Here is a 17,693-nt window from a genome sequence, read left to right on the forward strand (position 1 = left end):
GGCGGGCGAGATCACGTCACCCGGATTTCGTGGGTGCCTTCGTTTTGCTGCCCTTGAGATGCACGGCATGGATTCCGGGCTTCCGCGACAGCTCGTCGAGCAGGCTGTCCAATCCGGCTTGGTCGGTGTTCCAGTGCTGCACCGTCTCGGGTTGATGCCGCAGCTTGGCAATCACCCGGTCGAGCCGGGCGGGCGTCTTGGCGCCCATGGTGACCCGCGTCCGGCCTGCCGTTGCGGCGGCGCCCCTGGGCGCCGCACTGCCGACTGCACCACCGGTCATGGCACCGAGAGCCATCTGATTGAGCAGGTTGCCCGAGACGGCCGCGGGCGCAGCGGCTGCGCCGGCATTCGGCATCGCGCTGAGCGCCAACCTGATCGCCGGGCTCTGGCCGGCCCACGCGGGCGGTACCGACAGTGATCCCACCACATTGGCTTCGCCCATTCCGGCTGACACCGCCGAGACCAGTGGCGACCGCAGCGCCAGCCCGGCGCCCAGTCGCGTCTTCGGGATGTCAACGAGAGCACGCCCGAGTGGCGGAGCGAACTTCAGAAAGTTCTGTATGGGGAAGTTGGCGAGCATCGAGACGTCGTTGAATTGGGTGGTGAAGCCGAGCGGTACCTTGAGCGCCGAGTACATCGCCGCAAACGTCGAGCCGGCATCGGATGAGCCGGTGAGGCTGTTGAGCATGTTGTTGAAGAACGAGGTGTAGCCGGTCGCCAGGTCGGCACCGGCCTGCAGCAGGGGGTTACCAGCCGAGGACGCGGTGGTGGTCTGCGGCGGTTCGGTGAAAGCGCTGACCTTCGTCGCGGCCGCCGACGCGACGGCATAACTGTGCATGGCGGCGGCGTCCTGAGCCCACATCTCCAGGTATTGAGCCTCCGTCGCGGCGATCGCCGCCGTGTTCTGCCCGGCGAGGTTCGTCGCGAGTAGCGACGTCAACCGAGCACGGTTGTCCGCCACCAGTTCTGGTGGGACGACGGCCGCGTACGCGGTTTCATAGGCGGTTGCGGCGGCCTGCGCCTGCGCGGCCGCTTGCGCGGCCTGCGCCGCGGTAGCCGACATCCACGCCGCATAAGGCGCCGCCGCGGCCGCCATCGACTCCGCCGACGGCCCGCTCCATGACTGGGCGGTTAACTCCGCCACCACGGCGTTGTAATCTGCTGCCGCCGATTGCAATTCACTGGCCAGACGGTCCCATGCCGCCGCCGCTGCCCGCAGCGGTCCGGATCCCGGGCCGGCGTACATGTTTCCCGAGTTGACCTCCGGCGGTAATAAAGAAAAGTACATTCGCCTATCCCTCATCTAATGCGCGCCCGCATCGCGCGAGCTGGGCTACAGGCCGGGTCCGCAACGTCATTCATCGTCGAGCGCCGGGATCACCACGATCGTGGCCGCCGTGGGGTCCGCCTCACCGGCAATGGCACCGAGGACATCGGCGCTCACTCCGCAACCGGCAGCGCGGGTCATCGTCGCGCCGACGGTCCGGCTCGCCGTGGCTCCCACGGCACGTCCCGCCAGGCTGGACAAGGCCATCTCAGAGAACATGACGTCCTCACCGGCGAACGCGGCCGCCGGGGCCGCCGCGCTCGCCGGCATCGTCAAGACGACCGGTTGAACTGCCGGTGCAGACGTGGCCCACGCCGTCGGCACCGACAGCTTTCCGACCAGCGCCGCGCGGCCGAGGGAGCCCGTCACGGGCCCGCCGCCGAGTCCGGCCGCCGGAAGGGCCTGGTTCGCCAAGGACGACAAGGGCGTCAACGCGCCCGTGATGGCTTTCGGCCCGGCCAGGTAGGAGCTGGCTCCCATCGCATTGATCGGCCAGCTCCAGATCTGTCCGAACGACAGCAGCGGGCCGCCCGGGATACTTGACCATCCCAACAGCGGGCTGTACGCGCCGGTCAGCGTCGACATGATGGTGTTCCAGTTGGCCAAATCGGTGCCGAGGCCACCCGGCAACGCCGATCCAGCCGCGGCGGGGTTCGCCGACAGCGACTGCAGTGCCTTCGGCAGCGCTTTCATCGCCTGCGAAACCTGTTGTCCGACAGAGGCGCCGGAGCGGCTGACGGCCTGCGCTGTCGCAACGCCTTGATCCGCGGCTCCGGCCTGGTTCGTGGTCGGTGGCGGCTCGGCGAACGGTGTCAGTTGGGTGGCGGCCGCCGACGCACCGGCATAGCTGTACATGGTTGCGGCATCCTGGGCCCACATCTCGGCGTAATGCGCCTCGGTGGCCGCGATCGCCGGCGTGTTGAGGCCCAGAATGTTCGTCGCGATCAGCGTCATCAGCAGGCTGCGATTCGCCGCGATCACCGCCGGTGGAACGGTTGCGGCGAACGCCGCCTCGTAGGCAGCGGCGGCCGCGGCCGCCTGCGCGCCCGCCTGTTCAGCCTGACCGGCGAGCCCGCTCATCCACTCTACGTACGGCGCCGCCGCCACCGCCATGGCGTCCGCGGAGGACCCATGCCAATCGGCGGACAGATCCGACACGGCGGTGCCGTATTCCGCTGCCGCCGAGTGCAACACGGCAGCCAGCTCACTCCAGGCGGATGCCGCGGACAGCAGTGGTCCCGGGCCGGCCCCTGTATACATCCGGCCGGAGTTCACCTCCGGCGGTAGTGCCCCGAAATCCATGTTTCCCAACCTCTTACAACGCTTCGAAGGAGTGCGAATCAGCCCACGTCAGCGGCGATGCCGAGCGGTGAGGCCATTCGCATGAATGCTTTGGACACCAGGACCGGGCCACGGCGGACCGGTTTCCGGCGTTGGTCAGCGACAAGACGGCGGCTAGGAGCCGCGCTTGCGCCACGGCCGGTGTATTCGGCGCTGCAGGTACCCCTCGACGGCATGCGCCCAGGCGCCGATCGACAAGGCGCCCGTCATCGCCGTGCCGAATCGTGAGCAGCGGCGACCGGCAGAACGCGTGAATCGAGAGGTGTGATCATGACGTAACCTCCTGGAAATACGAGCTATTCACGCCATCGTCGCGCTATCCGCCGATTGACGAGCCTTCAAACTAGGACTTGTTTCCGGGGATTTGCTGTGTATGAACTGGAAGGTAATTATCGAAAACCCCACTTGGACAAACGGCGTGTTGCAGGTCACGCCATGCCGTGCCCGCATTCGACATACACGCACGCCGACTCGTATGCTGTAACCCATTGCACCACAACGCATTTGCCGGGAATTCGCTTCTACGGCCACACGCTCTGCCAATTCCACGTAACACGAGGCAATAGCCCCGGCGCAGTGACGAGTCTCGCACTCGGTATCACGTTATGCGAGATAAATTCGCGTGCAACGCTTCTCGACGCCGGGGGCTAGCTCCGGGTAGCGGCGACGTAGCGGATCGCGGCCGGGGCGCCGTCAAGCTCACGGTCGGTCAACCGGGGCAGCCGAGCGGCGGCGAACAGGTCAGCGATGCTGGAGTCGACGGTCATCCAGCCGCTCTCTTTCAGGTGCCGCACCACGTCGGTGTGCTCTCCGGAGTAGAACGGTCCGGGCCCGGTCAGGCTCAGGCCGCGCCGGCGCCAGCGCTCGACGAGGGACTCGTGATGGACCGCCTGCGGCCGGCTCGGCGGCACTGCGTGGTCGGCGGCGAGCCGGCTGCCCGGGGCGCTGAGCGCACTGACGCCGTCGAGCAGGCGATTCTGCGCATCCGACGGCACGTACCAGACCAGCAGACCCTCGATCACCCACGCGGTGGGTGCGGCGGCGTCGAACCCCACCCGCCGCAGCGCGGCCGGCCAGTCGCCGCGCAGATCGACACCGACCGCGCGACGGTTGACGCTCGGCGTGCTGCCCCACGCCCGCATGGTGGTGGCTTTGAAGTCGACCACCGGAGGATGGTCCACCTCGTAGACGACGGTCTCGGCCGGCCACCACAGCCGGTAGGCGCGGGTGTCCAGCCCCGATCCCAGGATCACCGCCTGGCGGATCCCGCCGCGCGCGGCGTCGGTGAAGAACGCATCGAAGAACGTGGTTCGGGCCGCGGAGAACTCCGCCAGCCGCGGAAACCCGCCGTCCTTGCCGAGCCGACTGATGTCCAGATCGCCGTCGGCCACCCGGATGCAGAACTCCAGACCCACCTTGTGCACCAACGGCGCGGCGAACGGGTCATTGATCAGGCCCCGCGACGTCGCCGCTGCGCGCGCCGCGGCCAGCACCGTCGCGATGACGCCGGCACCGGTGGCCAGGCTCCCGGGGTCGTCCCGGGAGGCGGGCGCCGTGCTCATGGGTGTCCACCGTGGCGGCACGACGGTCAGGGCATTCTTCTGCCGGCCGGCACCCCGTGCACGACCGCCCGGATCTGGTCGTCGATCCCGCTCGCGGCGGCGAACAGCATCTCGTCGCCGGCCTGCAGCGCATCGGCCGCCCGCGGCAGGATGACCGCGTCGCCGCGCAGCACCGCGACCAGGGCGGCACCCTCGGGCAGCGCGATGTCGCAGACCTGCCGGCCGATCAGCGGATTATCCTCAGGCAGCGTCAGTTTCGTCAGGCTTGCCTGACCCCGGCGCAAGCCCATCAGCGGCACCAGGTGGCCCACGTCGATGGCGCCCTCCACCGCGGCGACCATCGCCCGCGGTGTGGAGACCGCCACATCGATACCCCACTCCTCGGTGAACAGGGGCTCGTTGCGGGCGTTGTTGACCCGGGCTACCACCCGGGACACCCCGAACTCCCCCTTGGCCAGCAGCGCGACGGCCAGGTTGGCCTTGTCATCACCGGTGGCAGCGATCACCACGTCACAGATCTCGATGCAGCACTCCTGCAGCGCGGACAGTTCGCAGGCGTCGGCCAGCAGCCACTCGGCTTCGGGGACGGAGTGGGGCTGGTAGTGCGCCGGATTGCGCTCGATGAGCAGCACCCGATGGCCGTCGCCGATCAGTTCTCGTGCGACAGAGCGCCCGACCGCGCCGGCACCGGCGATCCCGATGCGCATGATCGCTCCCCTCGTCCCCGCAAGCACCCCGGCTGCTCCGGGTGTACCACAGCCGTGACAGCCGTACTGATTTACTGACAGATAACACGAACTCGCCGACCTTGAGCGAATCACACGAGTGGGTTCGACCACCACCGCCGGCCCGAATGGGGATCAGATGAGCCTGCAACAGCTCTACCTGGCCCTGCTTATCGGGGGCCTGGTTCTGCTGGCGAGCATCATCGCCACCCGGGCGGCGGACCGGGTTGGTCTGCCCAGCCTGCTGCTGTTCCTTCTGGTCGGGGTGGCGATCGGCAACGATGGGCTGGGTCTGGACTTCTCCGACGTCCAACTGGCCAGCGACCTGGGCACCACCGCGCTGGCGGTGATCCTGGTCGAAGGTGGTTTGACGACGCGCTTCGCCAACATCCGCAAGCTGCTGGCGCCGGCGACGGTGCTGGCCACCGTCGGCGTCGTGGTCAGCATGGCGGTGATCGCGGTCGCCGCGCACCTGCTGCTCGGGATCAGCTGGCAGCTGGCCTTCCTGCTCGGCGCGATCGTCTCGCCCACCGACGCCGCCGCGGTGTTCTCCATTCTGCGTGTGCTGCCGCTGCCGCGGCGGGTGGCCGGCCTGCTGGAGGCCGAGTCCGGCTTCAACGACGCGCCCGCGGCGATCGTGGTGCTGATGCTGAGCACCACGCCGCTGACCATCGCACCGATCCACGCCATCGGCGACGTGGTCTTCGAGCTGGTCGTCGGCTCGGCGATCGGCCTGGTCGCCGGGTTGCTGGGGGCGATGATGCTGCGTCGCGCCGCACTGCCGGCGTCGGGCCTGTATCCGCTGGCGACATTCGGGCTGGGCATGGTGGCGTTCGCCGCGGCCGCTTCGGTGCACGCCAGCGGGTTCATCGCCGCTTACCTGTCCGGGGTGGTGCTGGCCAACTCCGGGTTGCCGCATCGGGCGGCCATCCGCTCGTTCGCCGAGGGGCTGGGCTGGCTGGCCCAGATCGGACTGTTCGTGCTGTTGGGCCTGCTGGTGAGCCCCAGCCAGCTGTCCGGGGAGCTGGTGCCGGCGCTGGTGATCGGGGCGGTGCTGCTGCTGTTGAGCCGCCCGATATCGGTGGTGGCGTCGCTGATCTGGTTCAAAGTGCCGTGGCGCGAGCAGATCTTCTTGTCCTGGGCCGGCCTGCGCGGCGCGGTTCCGATTGTGCTCGCCACCTTTCCGATCGTCGAGGGCGTGCCGGACAGCTATCGACTGCTCAACATCGTGTTCATCCTGGTGGTGGTCTACACGGTGGTGCAGGGCCCCAGCCTGGGTCTGTTCGCCCACTGGCTGGGGCTGATACCGCGGGACACCACGCGCGAGATCCAGGTCGAGGCGGCACCGCTGGACGTCTTGGAGGCCGAGCTGTTGACGATGACGGTGCAGCCGGAATCGAAGCTGCACAACGTCTCGGTGCTCGAGCTGCGGCTGCCCGACCCGAGCGTCATCACCCTGATCATCCGTAAGGGCGACACCTTCGTCCCCCAGCCTGACACCCGGATCACCGTGGGCGATGAACTGCTCATCGTCACCACCAGCAAGACCCGCGCGTCAGCGGAACGGCGGCTGCGTGCGGTCAGTCGGCGCGGCAAACTGGCCCACTGGTTCGACGAGTACGGCGACTCGGAGTGACCCATCCGGCGTTGACTCTGCGCCCAGGGCGGGTTCCACTCGCACTTTCACGCCCTGGGCGCAGAGTCAACGCAGGGTGATGAGCGGGATCGCGACCTCCGCGGGGGTGAGCCCACCGTGCAAGCCCACCAGCTGGGCGGTCTGCGGCGGCTCGTGGTCGGTTGCCAGGATCGCGGTGTCGCCGGTACAGGTCACGACGACGTCGCCGATGCGGGCCAGGTGCTCGGAGCGCACCGGTCCGAACCGGCCGGCGGCCACAGCCTGCTCGCGGGTCTGCACCAGGGCCCGACCGGCCAGGCGTTCGGTCCAGGCGGCCAGCACATCTGCCGTCGCGCCGGGCTCGGTGTGCAGGTAGCGCACCCGCGGCTCGCCGGCGACCACCCGGATTCCGGCGCGCAACGCCGGGTCCGCGTCGAGATCGATGCGCGCCTGCTCGGGCACGTTGAGCCCGCCGTGGTCGGCGGTGACCACCAGCGCGGCGTCGCCCGGGAGGTGCTCGAGCAGATGACGCAGCAGCGCGTCGACTTTGGCGGCGGCAGCATGCCAGTGCGAGGAGCCGACGCCCGAGACGTGTGCGGCGTGATCGAGTGCTGCGGTGTAGCCGTAGACCAGACCCGGCGAAGCCAGCTCCGCGGCGAGCCGCGGCGCGTAGGGCTCACCCTTGGCCACCGGGCGGAACTCCGCGCCGCGGTAGGCGGCCTCGGTCAGGCCGCTGCCGATGAACATCTCCGGCAGCACCGCCCGGGCGCTGACGCCGGCGTCGCGGAGTCGTTCGAACCAGGTCGGCACCGGCTGCCAGGCCCCCGGCGGCGGGTCGTCCGCCCAGAAGATGTGGGTCAGCACCCGATCGGTTCCGGGCACGTTGACGGTGAAGCCCAGCACACCGTGCTCCCCCGGCAATACGCCGGTGCCCAGCGAGACCAGGCTGGTGGGTGTGGTTGACGGGAAGGTGCAGGCCAGCTCGGTCAGCTGCCCAGCGGCACCGGCCAGCACCGAGGCCAGCAGCGGCGCGTCGGCCACCAGCTGCGGCAACAGGTGCAAGCCCAGCCCGTCGACGAGCACCACCGCCAGCCGCCGCACATCGCCGATCCGCTCTTCCAGGCCGAGGACATCGGGCGCGCCGGGCACGCCGAGCGCTGCCGCCGCGGACGGCAGGATGTCACAGATCGAACCGGGCACCGGTTCAGACTGCCACCTTGGCTACGGCGCCGCTGCCGGCTCGGGCGCCGGCGCGCTGTTGGCGGCGCTGGTGTTCGACTTGGTCCGCGCTGGGCTATTGCCCGAGCCGCCCGAGCCACCCGAGCCGCCTGAGCCACCCGAGCCGCTTCCGGTGCTGGGGATGCTGAACTTGGGCAGGCTGGGCAGATTGTTGGAACTGCCGCTCCCCGAGCTGTGTTCGGCACTACCGGCACCGGTGTCGGCGGGTGTCCCGGAGCCGTTGTCGGTGGGCGCCGCGGGAGTGCCGTCCGCGGGAGTACCGTCGGCGGCGGCCGGCGTGTTGTGGAAGAGCTGGTCGAGCTGCCCCAGCGGATCTTGAAGGACGCCGAGATCGGTCAGGTCGCCCGGATCCGTGGGGAGGATGCCGCCCGGGTCCACGTCGGCGCCGGCGGTGGCCGCGCCCAGGACGGTGTCGAGCAGATCGTCGAGGTCGGCATGCGCGGTCGGTGCGGCCAGCAGCCAGCAGCCCAGCGCCACAAACGCCGTAACTACCCCTCGGGCTGAACCGCCACGCCGGCGACCGCTCATCTCCTCAAAACCCTTCCGCTACGGGGCCGGGCAATGGTCGGCTCGGCGAGGACGAACCTAGCCGCTTCAACTCCGATTACGCGAGTCGAAATGGGCCGCGAATAACAATGTTCAATGACCGTTCACCTATCGTCACCCGGCACGCCACCGTCAGCACATCGACCGGCATTTCCGCAGGTGGAGGCGGCAATTGAGACGGCCGTCACAATGGTTAACAGTTAAAATCACCGCGAACAATTCTCTTTCCCACATAACAGCGCTCGCCGCGCACATGCGGAATTGAAGACCGGCGCCGGGCGACACAAAAAAATCAGGCCGATCGTTAAAAGCCCCCACCGGCCGGCGGCGGTCGCAGCGCGGCGAATCGGGCCCCCAGGCGGAGCCGCCGCGTTAGCGTTCATCGGTGACCACAGCTCCGATCGATCTCGGCTCCTGGATCGCCCGGCGGGCGGCGGCAACACCGAAGCTGCCGGCGATAACGTTCGGCGACAACACCTGGACATATCGGGATTTCGCGGACCGTATCGACCGGCTGGCGGCCGAGCTGCTCGCCGGTGGAATGCGTCGCGGCGACCGCGTCGGCTATGTCGGCCTCAATCACCCCGACTTTCTGGTCACGCTGTTCGCCGCCGCCCGGATCGGCGCGGCCTTCGTACCGCTGAACTGGCGGCTCACCGCCGACGAACTCTGCTACATCCTGGACAACGCGGGAGTGCACACCCTGCTGGCCGACACCGAGCGCGCCATGGTGGTCGACCCGGTGCGCACCGAAGCGGGCTTGCAGCGCACGATCGCGCTGGCGCCGGTTCCCGGCTGGGAGGTGGCCGACGACCTGCTCGCGCGGCGCGCCCCGCTGGCCGACCCGGTGTTCGCCGAGCCTGACGAGGTCGCGGTGATCATGTACACCTCAGGCACCACCGGGCGCCCGAAGGGGGCCATGCTCACCCACGCCAACCTGTTCTGGAACAACATCAATGCGCTGTTGGCGTTCGACACCAGCCAGCAGGACGTGTCGCTGGTCTGCGCGCCGCTGTTTCACATCGGCGGGCTGAACGTCACCACGCTGCTGACGCTGCAGAAGGGCGGGCGGATCGTGCTGATGCCCACCTTCGATCCGGCCGAAGCCCTCAAGCTCATCGCCGAGCACCGGGTCACCACCATGTTCGGGGTGCCGGCGATGTTCCTGTTCATGAGCCAGCGCCCGGAGTTCGCCGAATCCGACCTGTCCAGTGTGCGCAACTTCGTCTGCGGCGGCGCCCCGGTACCCGAGGCGCTGATCCGCCGCTACGGCGAGCGGGGTATCCCGTTCGCGCAAGGTTACGGGTTGACCGAAACGGCGCCGCTGGCATTGGTACTGCGCACCGACGAGGTCGGGGTGAAAATCGGCGCCGCCGGCAACCAGGTACTGCCACTGTCGGACGTGCGACTGGTCGACGCCAACAACGCCCCGGTGCCCACCGGTGCGCGCGGCGAGATCTGCGTGCGCGGACCGCAGGTGATGGCCGGCTACTGGCGTAACCCGCAAGCCACCGCCGCGGTGATCGACTCCGAGGGTTGGTTTCACACCGGCGACATCGGTCAGGCCGACGACGAGGGATACATCTGGGTGATCGACCGGGTCAAGGACATGGTGATCTCCGGCGGCGAGAACGTCTACCCCGCCGAAGTCGAAGATGTGCTCTACGGGCACCCGGCCGTCGCCGAAGTCGCGGTGCTGGGCACCCCGCACGACAAGTGGGGTGAAGCGGTAACCGCGGTGGTGGCGCTGCAGCCGGGTGCGACGTTGACGCTGGAGGAGCTGCGCGAGTTCGCCCGGGACAAGCTGGCGGCGTTCAAATTGCCGATCCGGTTGGAGTTCGTCGACACGCTGCCCCGCACGCAGTCCGGAAAAGTGGTGAAGTACCAGCTGCGCGAGGCCATCTCGGAGCACCTCGAGACCTGAGGTTCCCGCGGAGACGCAGGTAGACCGGCAGCGGCCGTCCGCACAACGGTGAAGCAGCTCAACATCGGCTACCGGAGTCGGCGGCGGCACCGGAGGCACTGGCGGAAGCGGTGCCGCGGGCGGCGACGCCAGTTACGTATCCGGCGGCGGCAACGGCGGCAACGGCGGCCTGACAATGGCAGGCTGAACCCATGAGCACCCACACCACCCCGGCGTTCGACCCGCTCGACCCGCTGAGCCTCGACTCCCTGCTCTCCGACGACGAGATCGCGCTGCGCGATACCGTCGCGAAATTCTGCGCCGAACACGTCATGCCGCACATCGCCGAATGGTTCGAGATCGGCGATCTACCGGCGCGCGAACTCGCGCGGGAATTCGGCAAACTCGGGCTGCTCGGCATGCACCTGCACGGCTACGGCTGCGGCGGGGCGTCCGCGGTGCATTATGGGCTGGCCTGCGTGGAATTGGAGGCCGCCGACTCCGGCCTACGTTCCCTGGTGAGCGTGCAAGGCTCGTTGGCGATGTTCTCGATCTACAACAACGGTTCCGAGGAGCAGAAGCAGCAGTGGCTGCCGGGCATGGCCACCGGTGAGGTCATCGGCTGCTTCGGGCTGACCGAACCCGACGTCGGCTCGGATCCGGCCGCCATGACCACCCGCGCCAAACGCGACGGCTCGGACTGGATACTCAACGGCCGCAAGATGTGGATCACCAACGGGTCGATCGCCGACGTCGCGGTGGTGTGGGCGGCCACCGACGACGGCATCCGGGGCTTCATCGTGCCCACCGACAACCCCCGGGTTCTCCGCCAACATCGTCCACCACAAGCTGTCGCTGCGCGCCTCCATCACCAGCGAGCTGGTGCTCGACGAGGTGCGGCTGCCGGCCGATGCGATGCTGCCCAAGGCCCGCGGCGTCAAAGGCGCGTTGGCCAGCCTGTCCGAGGCACGCTACGGAATCATCTGGGGGGCGATGGGCGCGGCCCGGTCGGCGTGGCAGTCGGCCCGCGACTACGCCACGGCACGCACCCAGTTCGGCAAGCCGATCGCCGGCTTCCAGCTCACCCAGGCCAAACTCGTCGATATGGCCGTCGAGCTGCACAAGGGACAGCTGCTCTCGCTGCACCTGGGCCGGCTCAAGGATCGCGCCGGCCTGCGTCCCGAGCAGGTCAGCTTCGGCAAACTCAACAACACCCGCAGCGCGCTGGAGATCTGCCGCATCGCACGAACGATCCTGGGCGGCAACGGGATATCGCTGGAGTACCCGGTCATTCGGCACATGGTGAATCTGGAGTCGGTGCTGACCTACGAGGGGACCCCCGAGATGCATCAACTCGTGCTGGGTCAGGCCTTCACCGGGTTGGGTGCCTTCCGCTGATGCTGGGCTACGGCTCGGAGCACCGACAATTCCGGGAATTGGTCCGGGATTTCGTGCGCAGCACGGTCATTCCCGCCCACGAGGACGCCGAACGCGACGGCACCTGGGATCGCTCGATATTCATCGAGGCCGGCCGGCTCGGCCTGCTCGGATTCCCGATCCCGGAGGAGTTCGGCGGCCCCGGTGTCAACGACTTCCGCTACCACGCGATCGTCGTCGACGAATTGCAGCGCGCCGGTGCCGCAGCGGAAGCTATCGCGTTCTCGCTGCAAAACGACGTCGTGCTGCCCTATCTGACCGACCTGACGAACACCGAGCAGAAAAAGCGTTGGCTGCCGGGGGTGGTGACCGGCGAAACGGTGCTCGGCATCGCGATGACCGAACCGGGCACCGGCAGCGACCTGGCCGGCATCACCACCACCGCGCAGCGGGACGGCGATCACTACGTGGTCAACGGCGCCAAGACCTTCATCTCCAACGGACAAAGCGGTGATCTATTCGTGGTGGCGGTCCGCACCGGTGACGACCGGCACCAGGGCCTGTCCCTGCTGGTCGTCGAACCCGACACACCCGGCTTCCACCGCGGCCGCAACCTCGCCAAGATCGGTCTGCACGCCCAGGACACCTCCGAGCTGGCGTTCACCGATATGCGGGTGCCGGTTGCCAACCTGCTCGGCGAGGAAGGGCAGGGCTTTTACCAGTTGATGCGCAACCTGCCCCAGGAACGGCTCTCGCTGGGGGTGGGCGCCGTCGCCGCCGCCGAAGGGGTGCTGGCCGAAACGCTGGACTACGTAAAGCAACGCCAGGCCTTCGGCGCCCCGATATCCGGTTTCCAGAACACCCAGTTCGTGCTGGCCGAGGTGGCCACCGAATTGGACGTGGCCCGAACCTATCTCGACGCCTGTATCGCGGAGCACCTAGACGGCAAACTGACCGCGGCGCGCGCTGCCAAGCTCAAATGGTGGACCACCGACGTGCAGTTCCGCACCGCGCACCGCTGCCTGCAGCTCTACGGCGGATACGGCTACATGCGCGAGTACCCGGTGTCCCGGGCGTTCGTCGACGCCCGCATTCAGAGCATCTACGGCGGCACCAACGAGATCATGAAGACGATCATCGCCAAGGACCTCGGGATATGACAGCGGCATCACCGTAGTGATGCGGTCTCCCAACGGAATTCGACCGATGCTCGTGGAGTTCCGCCCAACCGTTGTGCCCCTTCCCTAGATCACGCGGCCGAACTGCGGCAGCGCACCGAGACCATCCGTCCAGATTCTTAGACCGTCCGCCCGGTAATCGAACCCCGGCGATCAAGCAGCAAATACCACATGGAAGAGTCGTAGAAATGACGAGTCACGAGGTCCTTGGCCAGCGGGCGGCAGCCTTCTTGGCGATGCACCAGCCGGGCAATCCGGTGATCGCGCCGACCGTGTGGGATGTGTGGTCGGCGAAGCTGGCGGTGGGCGCCGGATTCGCCGCGCTGACGATCGGCAGCAAGCCGTTGGCTGAGTCGATGGGCCGCAGCGACGGCGAAGGGATGGCCTTCACCGACGTGCTGGGCCGAGTCCGTCAGATCACCGAGGCCGTCGACGTGCCGGTCTCCCTCGACGTCGAGTCCGGCTACGCCGAATCCGCCGAGCGGCTGGTCGAGGCCCTGCTGGAGGCCGGTGCGGTCGGCTGCAACATCGAGGACTCGGTGCACAGCGAAGGCAAGCGGCTGCGGTCGTCCGCCGAGCACGCCGAGTATGTGGCCGCCCTGCGGGCAGCCGCCGACGCCGCCGGCACGCACCTGGTGATCAACGCCCGTACCGACCTGTTCCTGCGCCAAGACGGTGACGACACCGACCGCATCGACCGCGCCATCGCCCGGCTGACCGCATGCGCCGAAGCCGGCGCGGACGTGCTCTACCCGGTCGGCCGCCACGACGCGGAGACGTTGCGCACCCTGGCCTCCGGGCTGCCCAGGCCGGTCAACGCGCTCGCCGCGCCCGACTCCGACGACCCGGCCTCGTTCGGCAAGCTCGGGATCGGGCGGGTCAGCTTCGGCCCGCTGTTGCAGGTCGCCCTGGGCAAGCACGCCGGGGAGGTTCTCGCCCGCTGGTCCTGAGGCTTCCCCAGGAACTTGACACCTGTTAAGTTTCTCGGGTGGACAACATCCGTGGCAAGACCGTTGCCATCACAGGTGCCGCCCGGGGGATCGGGCTGGCGACCGCCGCGGCCCTGCTCGCGCGCGGTGCCCGGGTAGTCATCGGCGACCGCGACACCCGCGCGCTCGACACGGCGGTGCAGGGGCTGGGCCCCGGGCAGCCCGTCACCGGCTACCCGCTCGACGTCACCGACCGGGAGTCGTTCTCGACGTTTCTGGACAAGGCTCGTGCCGACGGTGACGGCCGCATCGACGTGCTGATCAACAATGCCGGCGTGATGCCGGTCGGACCGTTCCTCGACCAGACCCAAGAGACCATTCGCTCGGCCACCGAGGTCAACTTCTACGGCGTACTCAACGGGTGCCAGCTGGTGCTTCCCGAGATGGTCAAACGCCGCAGCGGCCACATCATCAACGTCGCCTCGATGGCCGGGATCGTGGCGGTCCCGGGCCAAGTGCTCTACGCCGGAACCAAATTCGCCGTCGTGGGCTTGAGCACCGCGATGTCTGACGAATTCGCACCGCAGGGTGTGGCGGTCACCGCAGTGCTACCGACGTTCACCAACACCGAATTGATCTCGGGCACAACACCGTCGGCGGCCCAGCGGCCGGTGGAACCCGAAGACATCGCGGCCGCGGTGGTCAAGGTACTCGACAAGCCGAAGACCCTGGTCTCGGTGCCCGGTTTCGGGCGTCGCACCGCGATCCTGGCGACCCTGCTACCCGATCGGGCCCGCCGCTGGCTCAACAAGAAGACGGGCAACGACACGGTGTTCCTGCAGCTGGACACCGCGGCCCGGCAGGCCTACGAGGACCGCGCCCGGCATGCCACTGGGGTTATCGACAACGACTAACCCAGCGCCTGGTCCAGGTCGGCGATCAGATCATCGGTGCCCTCCAGCCCGACCGAGATGCGCACCACCCCGTCGCCGAGGCCGATCGCGGCACGTCCTTCCGGCCCCATCGCCCGGTGGGTGGTGGTCGCCGGATGGGTGATCAGCGACTTGGCGTCGCCGAGGTTGTTGGAGATGTCGATCAGTCTCAGCTTGTCGAGCAACTCGAACGCCCGCTGCTTGGCCGCGCCCGCCGGGGCATCGAGTTCGAAGGTGACGACGGTACCGCCACCGGACATCTGCCGGCGCGCCAGGTCGTGCTGTGGATGCGACGCCAGAAACGGGTAGCGCACCCAGCGCACCGCGCGATGCTGCTCGAGGAACTGCGCGATCCGCAGTGCCGCAGCGTTGGCGTAGTCGACCCGAATCGAAAGAGTTTCAAGGCCTTTCAGCAGCAGCCAGGCGTTGAACGGGCTGAGCGCCGGGCCGGTGTGACGCATCAGCGTCTGCACCGGACCGTCGATGTAGTCCTGGTCGCCCAGGATCGCCCCGCCGAGCACCCGGCCCTGCCCGTCGAGGTGCTTGGTGCCGGAGTACACCACCACGTCGACCCCGAGCGGAAAGCCCTGCTGCAGCAGCGGAGTGGCGAACACGTTGTCCAGCACCACTTTCGCACCGGCAGCATGAGCCAACTCGGTGACCGCGGCGATGTCGACGAGCGACTGCATCGGGTTCGACGGTGTCTCGAAGAAGACTGCGGTGGTCGGTACCGACAGTGCCTGCTCCCACTGCGTCAGGTCGTCGCCGTCGACGAAGACGGTCTCCACGCCCCAGCGGGGCAGGATCTCGTTGCAGACCACGAAGCATGAGCCGAACAGGCTGCGGGCAGCCACCAGTCGATCACCGGCACTCAGCAGCGCACCGAGCGAGACGAAGACCGCCGCCATGCCGCTGGCGGTGGCGAATGCCGCCGGGGCGCCCTCGATCAGCCGCAGTCGCTCCTCGAACATCGACACCGTCGGGTTGCCGTAGCGCGAGTAGACGAACCGGTCGACCTCGCCGGTGAACGCCTGCTCCGCGGCGGCTGCGGAGTCGTAGACGTAGCCGGAGCTGAGGAACAGCGCCTCGGCGGTCTCGTCGAACTGCGAGCGCAGCAGCCCGCCGCGCACCCCGATGGTGGCCGGGCTGACGCCGTCCGGCAGCGGTTTGGGGACGCGGACCGACGGTTCAGCGACGCTCGACGAAGGAGAACCGACGCTGGGACCGGCGCATGAACCCGAGCGCTCGCTCACGACTGCTTCCAGGGCAGGCCGACCGCGCGCCAACCGGTGCCCCCGCGGTGAGCATGCGCGTCGAGCTGGCCTTCGAAACCGTCCAGCACGTTGTAGGACGGGGCGATGCCGGCCGCGGTCGCGGTCTCGGCGGCCGGGATGGAGCGGTTGCCCGAGCGGCACAGGAAGACCGCCGGCCCGGCCGGGACCCGGGCGGCCAGCTCACGCGCGAAGTCCAGGTTGGGGCTGCCGTCGGAGTGCACCCACTCGATGCACACCACCTGGCGGCCCAGATCGGACAAGTCAGGCAGTCCCACGAAGCGCCATTCGGCGTCGGTGCGCACGTCGACGAGCGTCGCGGTGGGGTCGTCGCGCAGTATCGCCCAGGCTTGCTCGGGGGTGATGTCTCCGGCGTAGCTCACCTGCCGAAGTGTCGCACCCGCGGCGGCTCCACGCCACGCCGGGGGTCAGGGCCAGAGCTTGCCCAGAACCGCCGCGACCTGCTCGGCCCGGTCGCGGGCGACCGCCACATCGGGACCCGTGGCCAGCGCCAAACCCAGCCGCCGGCGGGGGTGCCCCTCGTGGTGGCCGAACACCACCACATCACTTTCGGTCACGCTGAGCGCATCGGCGACCACCGCCACACTGTCTCCGGTCGCCTCGGTGGCGGCCCCGCCCGGCGGCCGCCGCGAGTAGATCAGCCGGGCGGCGCCGGGCGAGACCAGGATGGCGTCGGTGGTCAGCCCGAGGATCGCGCGTGCCTGCAGTTCGAAACCGGAGAGCCGCTGGGTGCGCAACGTCAGCAGCGCGGCATCGTAGGGGCGGACATTGACGCCGGTGAAGTACACCTCGTCGCCGTGAACCAGTAACTCCACCCCGAACAGGCCGCGTCCGCCGAGGGCCCGCGCGATCCGTGCGGCGACCGACTTGGCCGCATCCAGCGCCACCGCGCTCATCGGGTACGGCTGCCAAAGCTCCACGGTCAGTTGCCCGTTCGGGTCCTCCTCGGTGCGGTGCCCGATGGGCGCGCAGAAATCCAGTGCCGGCCCGTCCGCGCCGTCGCGGTGCACCGCCAGCAACATGACCTCGCTGTCGAACTCCACCACCCTCTCGGCCAGCACCCGGGCCGGTGTGCCCGCAGCGGCGACCGAAACCGCACGTTCCCAGGCGGGTTCGATGTCGCTGTCACGCACCATCACCGAGCGGCCCTCGCCTACGGCTCCTCCCAGCGGTTTGACCACCATCGGGAATCCGCCGTGCTTGGCCACCGCCCGCAGCTCCTCGACCGAACCGGCGAACCAGAACGGTGCGGTCGGCAGCCCGAGCTCGTCGGCGGCCAGCCGGCGCAACCCCTCCGGGTCGGCGGCCAGCTGAGCACCGCGGATGCCCGGCACCACCGCGGTGAGATCCGTATCGGCAATGGCGGCCAGCGCGTCGGTGGCCACCACGTCGGAGGCGACCACCACGACCTTCGGCTGCAGCCACCTGATCGCCGCGGCCAGTTCGTCGTTGTCGCTCAGATCCACCACCACGGAGCGGTCAGCGACCCCGTGCAGCGCGGCATCGGCGTAACGGTCGACGGCGATCACCTCGGCACCCAGGCGTTGCAGCGCCGTCACCAGTTCACGGCTGAGCTCACCGGAGCCGAGCAGGGCCACCCGGGTCCGGCTGGGACCGTCTGCGGACGACCGTTCGGTCGTGAACGCCCGCTCCTTCTCGGCCTCGCCGTCCAACCGCCCTATCCTCCCGCCCCGAGGCAATGTTGCATGGTGCTCAAGGATAAGCGG

The 17,693-nt window shown here is 68.7% G+C and carries 14 protein-coding genes and 1 pseudogene; 6 read left to right on the forward strand and 9 right to left on the reverse strand.

The features are described 5' to 3' along the window. Positions 1 to 16: 16 nt before the first annotated feature. The 4 genes from AC5Y4Q_RS20525 to AC5Y4Q_RS20540 form a co-directional block, all read right to left on the reverse strand. On the reverse strand, positions 17 to 1,288 hold the full coding sequence (locus AC5Y4Q_RS20525; protein ID WP_064924382.1) for a PPE family protein: 1,272 nt from the start codon (positions 1,286 to 1,288) through the stop codon (positions 17 to 19). Positions 1,289 to 1,354: 66 nt separating this feature from the next. Then, positions 1,355 to 2,629: a PPE family protein gene (locus tag AC5Y4Q_RS20530; RefSeq protein WP_064924383.1), complete on the reverse strand. Its 1,275-nt coding sequence runs from the start codon at positions 2,627 to 2,629 to the stop codon at positions 1,355 to 1,357. A gap of 686 nt (positions 2,630 to 3,315) precedes the next feature. Next, complete coding sequence (locus AC5Y4Q_RS20535; RefSeq protein WP_082952801.1) at positions 3,316 to 4,230, reverse strand: SAM-dependent methyltransferase; 915 nt, start codon at positions 4,228 to 4,230, stop codon at positions 3,316 to 3,318. Between the two features lie 26 nt (positions 4,231 to 4,256). Continuing rightward, on the reverse strand, positions 4,257 to 4,937 hold the full coding sequence (locus tag AC5Y4Q_RS20540; RefSeq protein WP_064924384.1) for a potassium channel family protein: 681 nt from the start codon (positions 4,935 to 4,937) through the stop codon (positions 4,257 to 4,259). A gap of 157 nt (positions 4,938 to 5,094) precedes the next feature. On the opposite strand from AC5Y4Q_RS20540, the gene AC5Y4Q_RS20545 reads away from it, so the two are divergent. After that, positions 5,095 to 6,591, forward strand: coding sequence for a potassium/proton antiporter (locus tag AC5Y4Q_RS20545; protein ID WP_064924423.1), 1,497 nt, complete (start codon positions 5,095 to 5,097; stop codon positions 6,589 to 6,591). A 66-nt stretch (positions 6,592 to 6,657) separates the two neighbouring features. Here the strand turns inward: AC5Y4Q_RS20545 and AC5Y4Q_RS20550 are convergent, their stop codons facing one another. Both AC5Y4Q_RS20550 and AC5Y4Q_RS20555 read right to left on the reverse strand, forming a co-directional pair. Next, positions 6,658 to 7,770, reverse strand: a complete 1,113-nt coding sequence (locus tag AC5Y4Q_RS20550; RefSeq protein WP_064924385.1) for an alkaline phosphatase family protein — start codon at positions 7,768 to 7,770, stop codon at positions 6,658 to 6,660. A gap of 21 nt (positions 7,771 to 7,791) precedes the next feature. Continuing rightward, entirely contained in the window at positions 7,792 to 8,337 is a 546-nt protein-coding gene (locus AC5Y4Q_RS20555; RefSeq protein ID WP_234786382.1) for a hypothetical protein, read from the reverse strand. A 403-nt stretch (positions 8,338 to 8,740) separates the two neighbouring features. On the opposite strand from AC5Y4Q_RS20555, the gene AC5Y4Q_RS20560 reads away from it, so the two are divergent. From AC5Y4Q_RS20560 to AC5Y4Q_RS20580, 5 genes and pseudogenes are all read left to right on the forward strand, one after another. After that, entirely contained in the window at positions 8,741 to 10,279 is a 1,539-nt protein-coding gene (locus tag AC5Y4Q_RS20560) for an acyl-CoA synthetase (RefSeq protein ID WP_064924387.1), read from the forward strand. 191 nt (positions 10,280 to 10,470) lie between these two features. Beyond that, positions 10,471 to 11,656: pseudogene (locus AC5Y4Q_RS20565) on the forward strand (acyl-CoA dehydrogenase family protein). Beyond that, the gene (locus tag AC5Y4Q_RS20570; protein WP_064924389.1) at positions 11,656 to 12,795 is read left to right on the forward strand and encodes an acyl-CoA dehydrogenase family protein; all 1,140 of its coding nucleotides are present in this window, start codon (positions 11,656 to 11,658) and stop codon (positions 12,793 to 12,795) included. Before AC5Y4Q_RS20565 ends, AC5Y4Q_RS20570 begins: the two are co-directional and overlap by 1 nt. Before the next feature lie 206 nt (positions 12,796 to 13,001). Beyond that, positions 13,002 to 13,763 (forward strand): isocitrate lyase/PEP mutase family protein, encoded by a 762-nt coding sequence (locus AC5Y4Q_RS20575; protein WP_064924390.1) that lies wholly within the window; start codon positions 13,002 to 13,004, stop codon positions 13,761 to 13,763. Positions 13,764 to 13,801: 38 nt separating this feature from the next. Next, complete coding sequence (locus AC5Y4Q_RS20580) at positions 13,802 to 14,656, forward strand: SDR family oxidoreductase (protein WP_064924391.1); 855 nt, start codon at positions 13,802 to 13,804, stop codon at positions 14,654 to 14,656. On the opposite strand, the gene AC5Y4Q_RS20585 is transcribed toward AC5Y4Q_RS20580, so the two are convergent. From AC5Y4Q_RS20585 to purT, 3 genes are read right to left on the reverse strand one after another with little or no spacing between them, the layout of a single operon-like run. Then, positions 14,653 to 15,927 (reverse strand): O-succinylhomoserine sulfhydrylase, encoded by a 1,275-nt coding sequence (locus AC5Y4Q_RS20585; protein ID WP_082952802.1) that lies wholly within the window; start codon positions 15,925 to 15,927, stop codon positions 14,653 to 14,655. The two genes, AC5Y4Q_RS20580 and AC5Y4Q_RS20585, sit on opposite strands and share 4 nt — an antisense overlap. Beyond that, complete coding sequence (locus AC5Y4Q_RS20590) at positions 15,924 to 16,328, reverse strand: rhodanese-like domain-containing protein (protein ID WP_064924392.1); 405 nt, start codon at positions 16,326 to 16,328, stop codon at positions 15,924 to 15,926. The genes AC5Y4Q_RS20585 and AC5Y4Q_RS20590 overlap by 4 nt, the downstream gene beginning before the upstream one ends. Before the next feature lie 45 nt (positions 16,329 to 16,373). After that, a complete protein-coding gene (gene purT / locus AC5Y4Q_RS20595) occupies positions 16,374 to 17,639 on the reverse strand; it encodes a formate-dependent phosphoribosylglycinamide formyltransferase (RefSeq protein ID WP_064924393.1) in 1,266 nt (421 codons plus the stop codon). Between the last annotated feature and the right edge of the window lie 54 nt (positions 17,640 to 17,693).

This window comes from Mycobacterium sp. NGS16 (assembly GCF_059813225.1).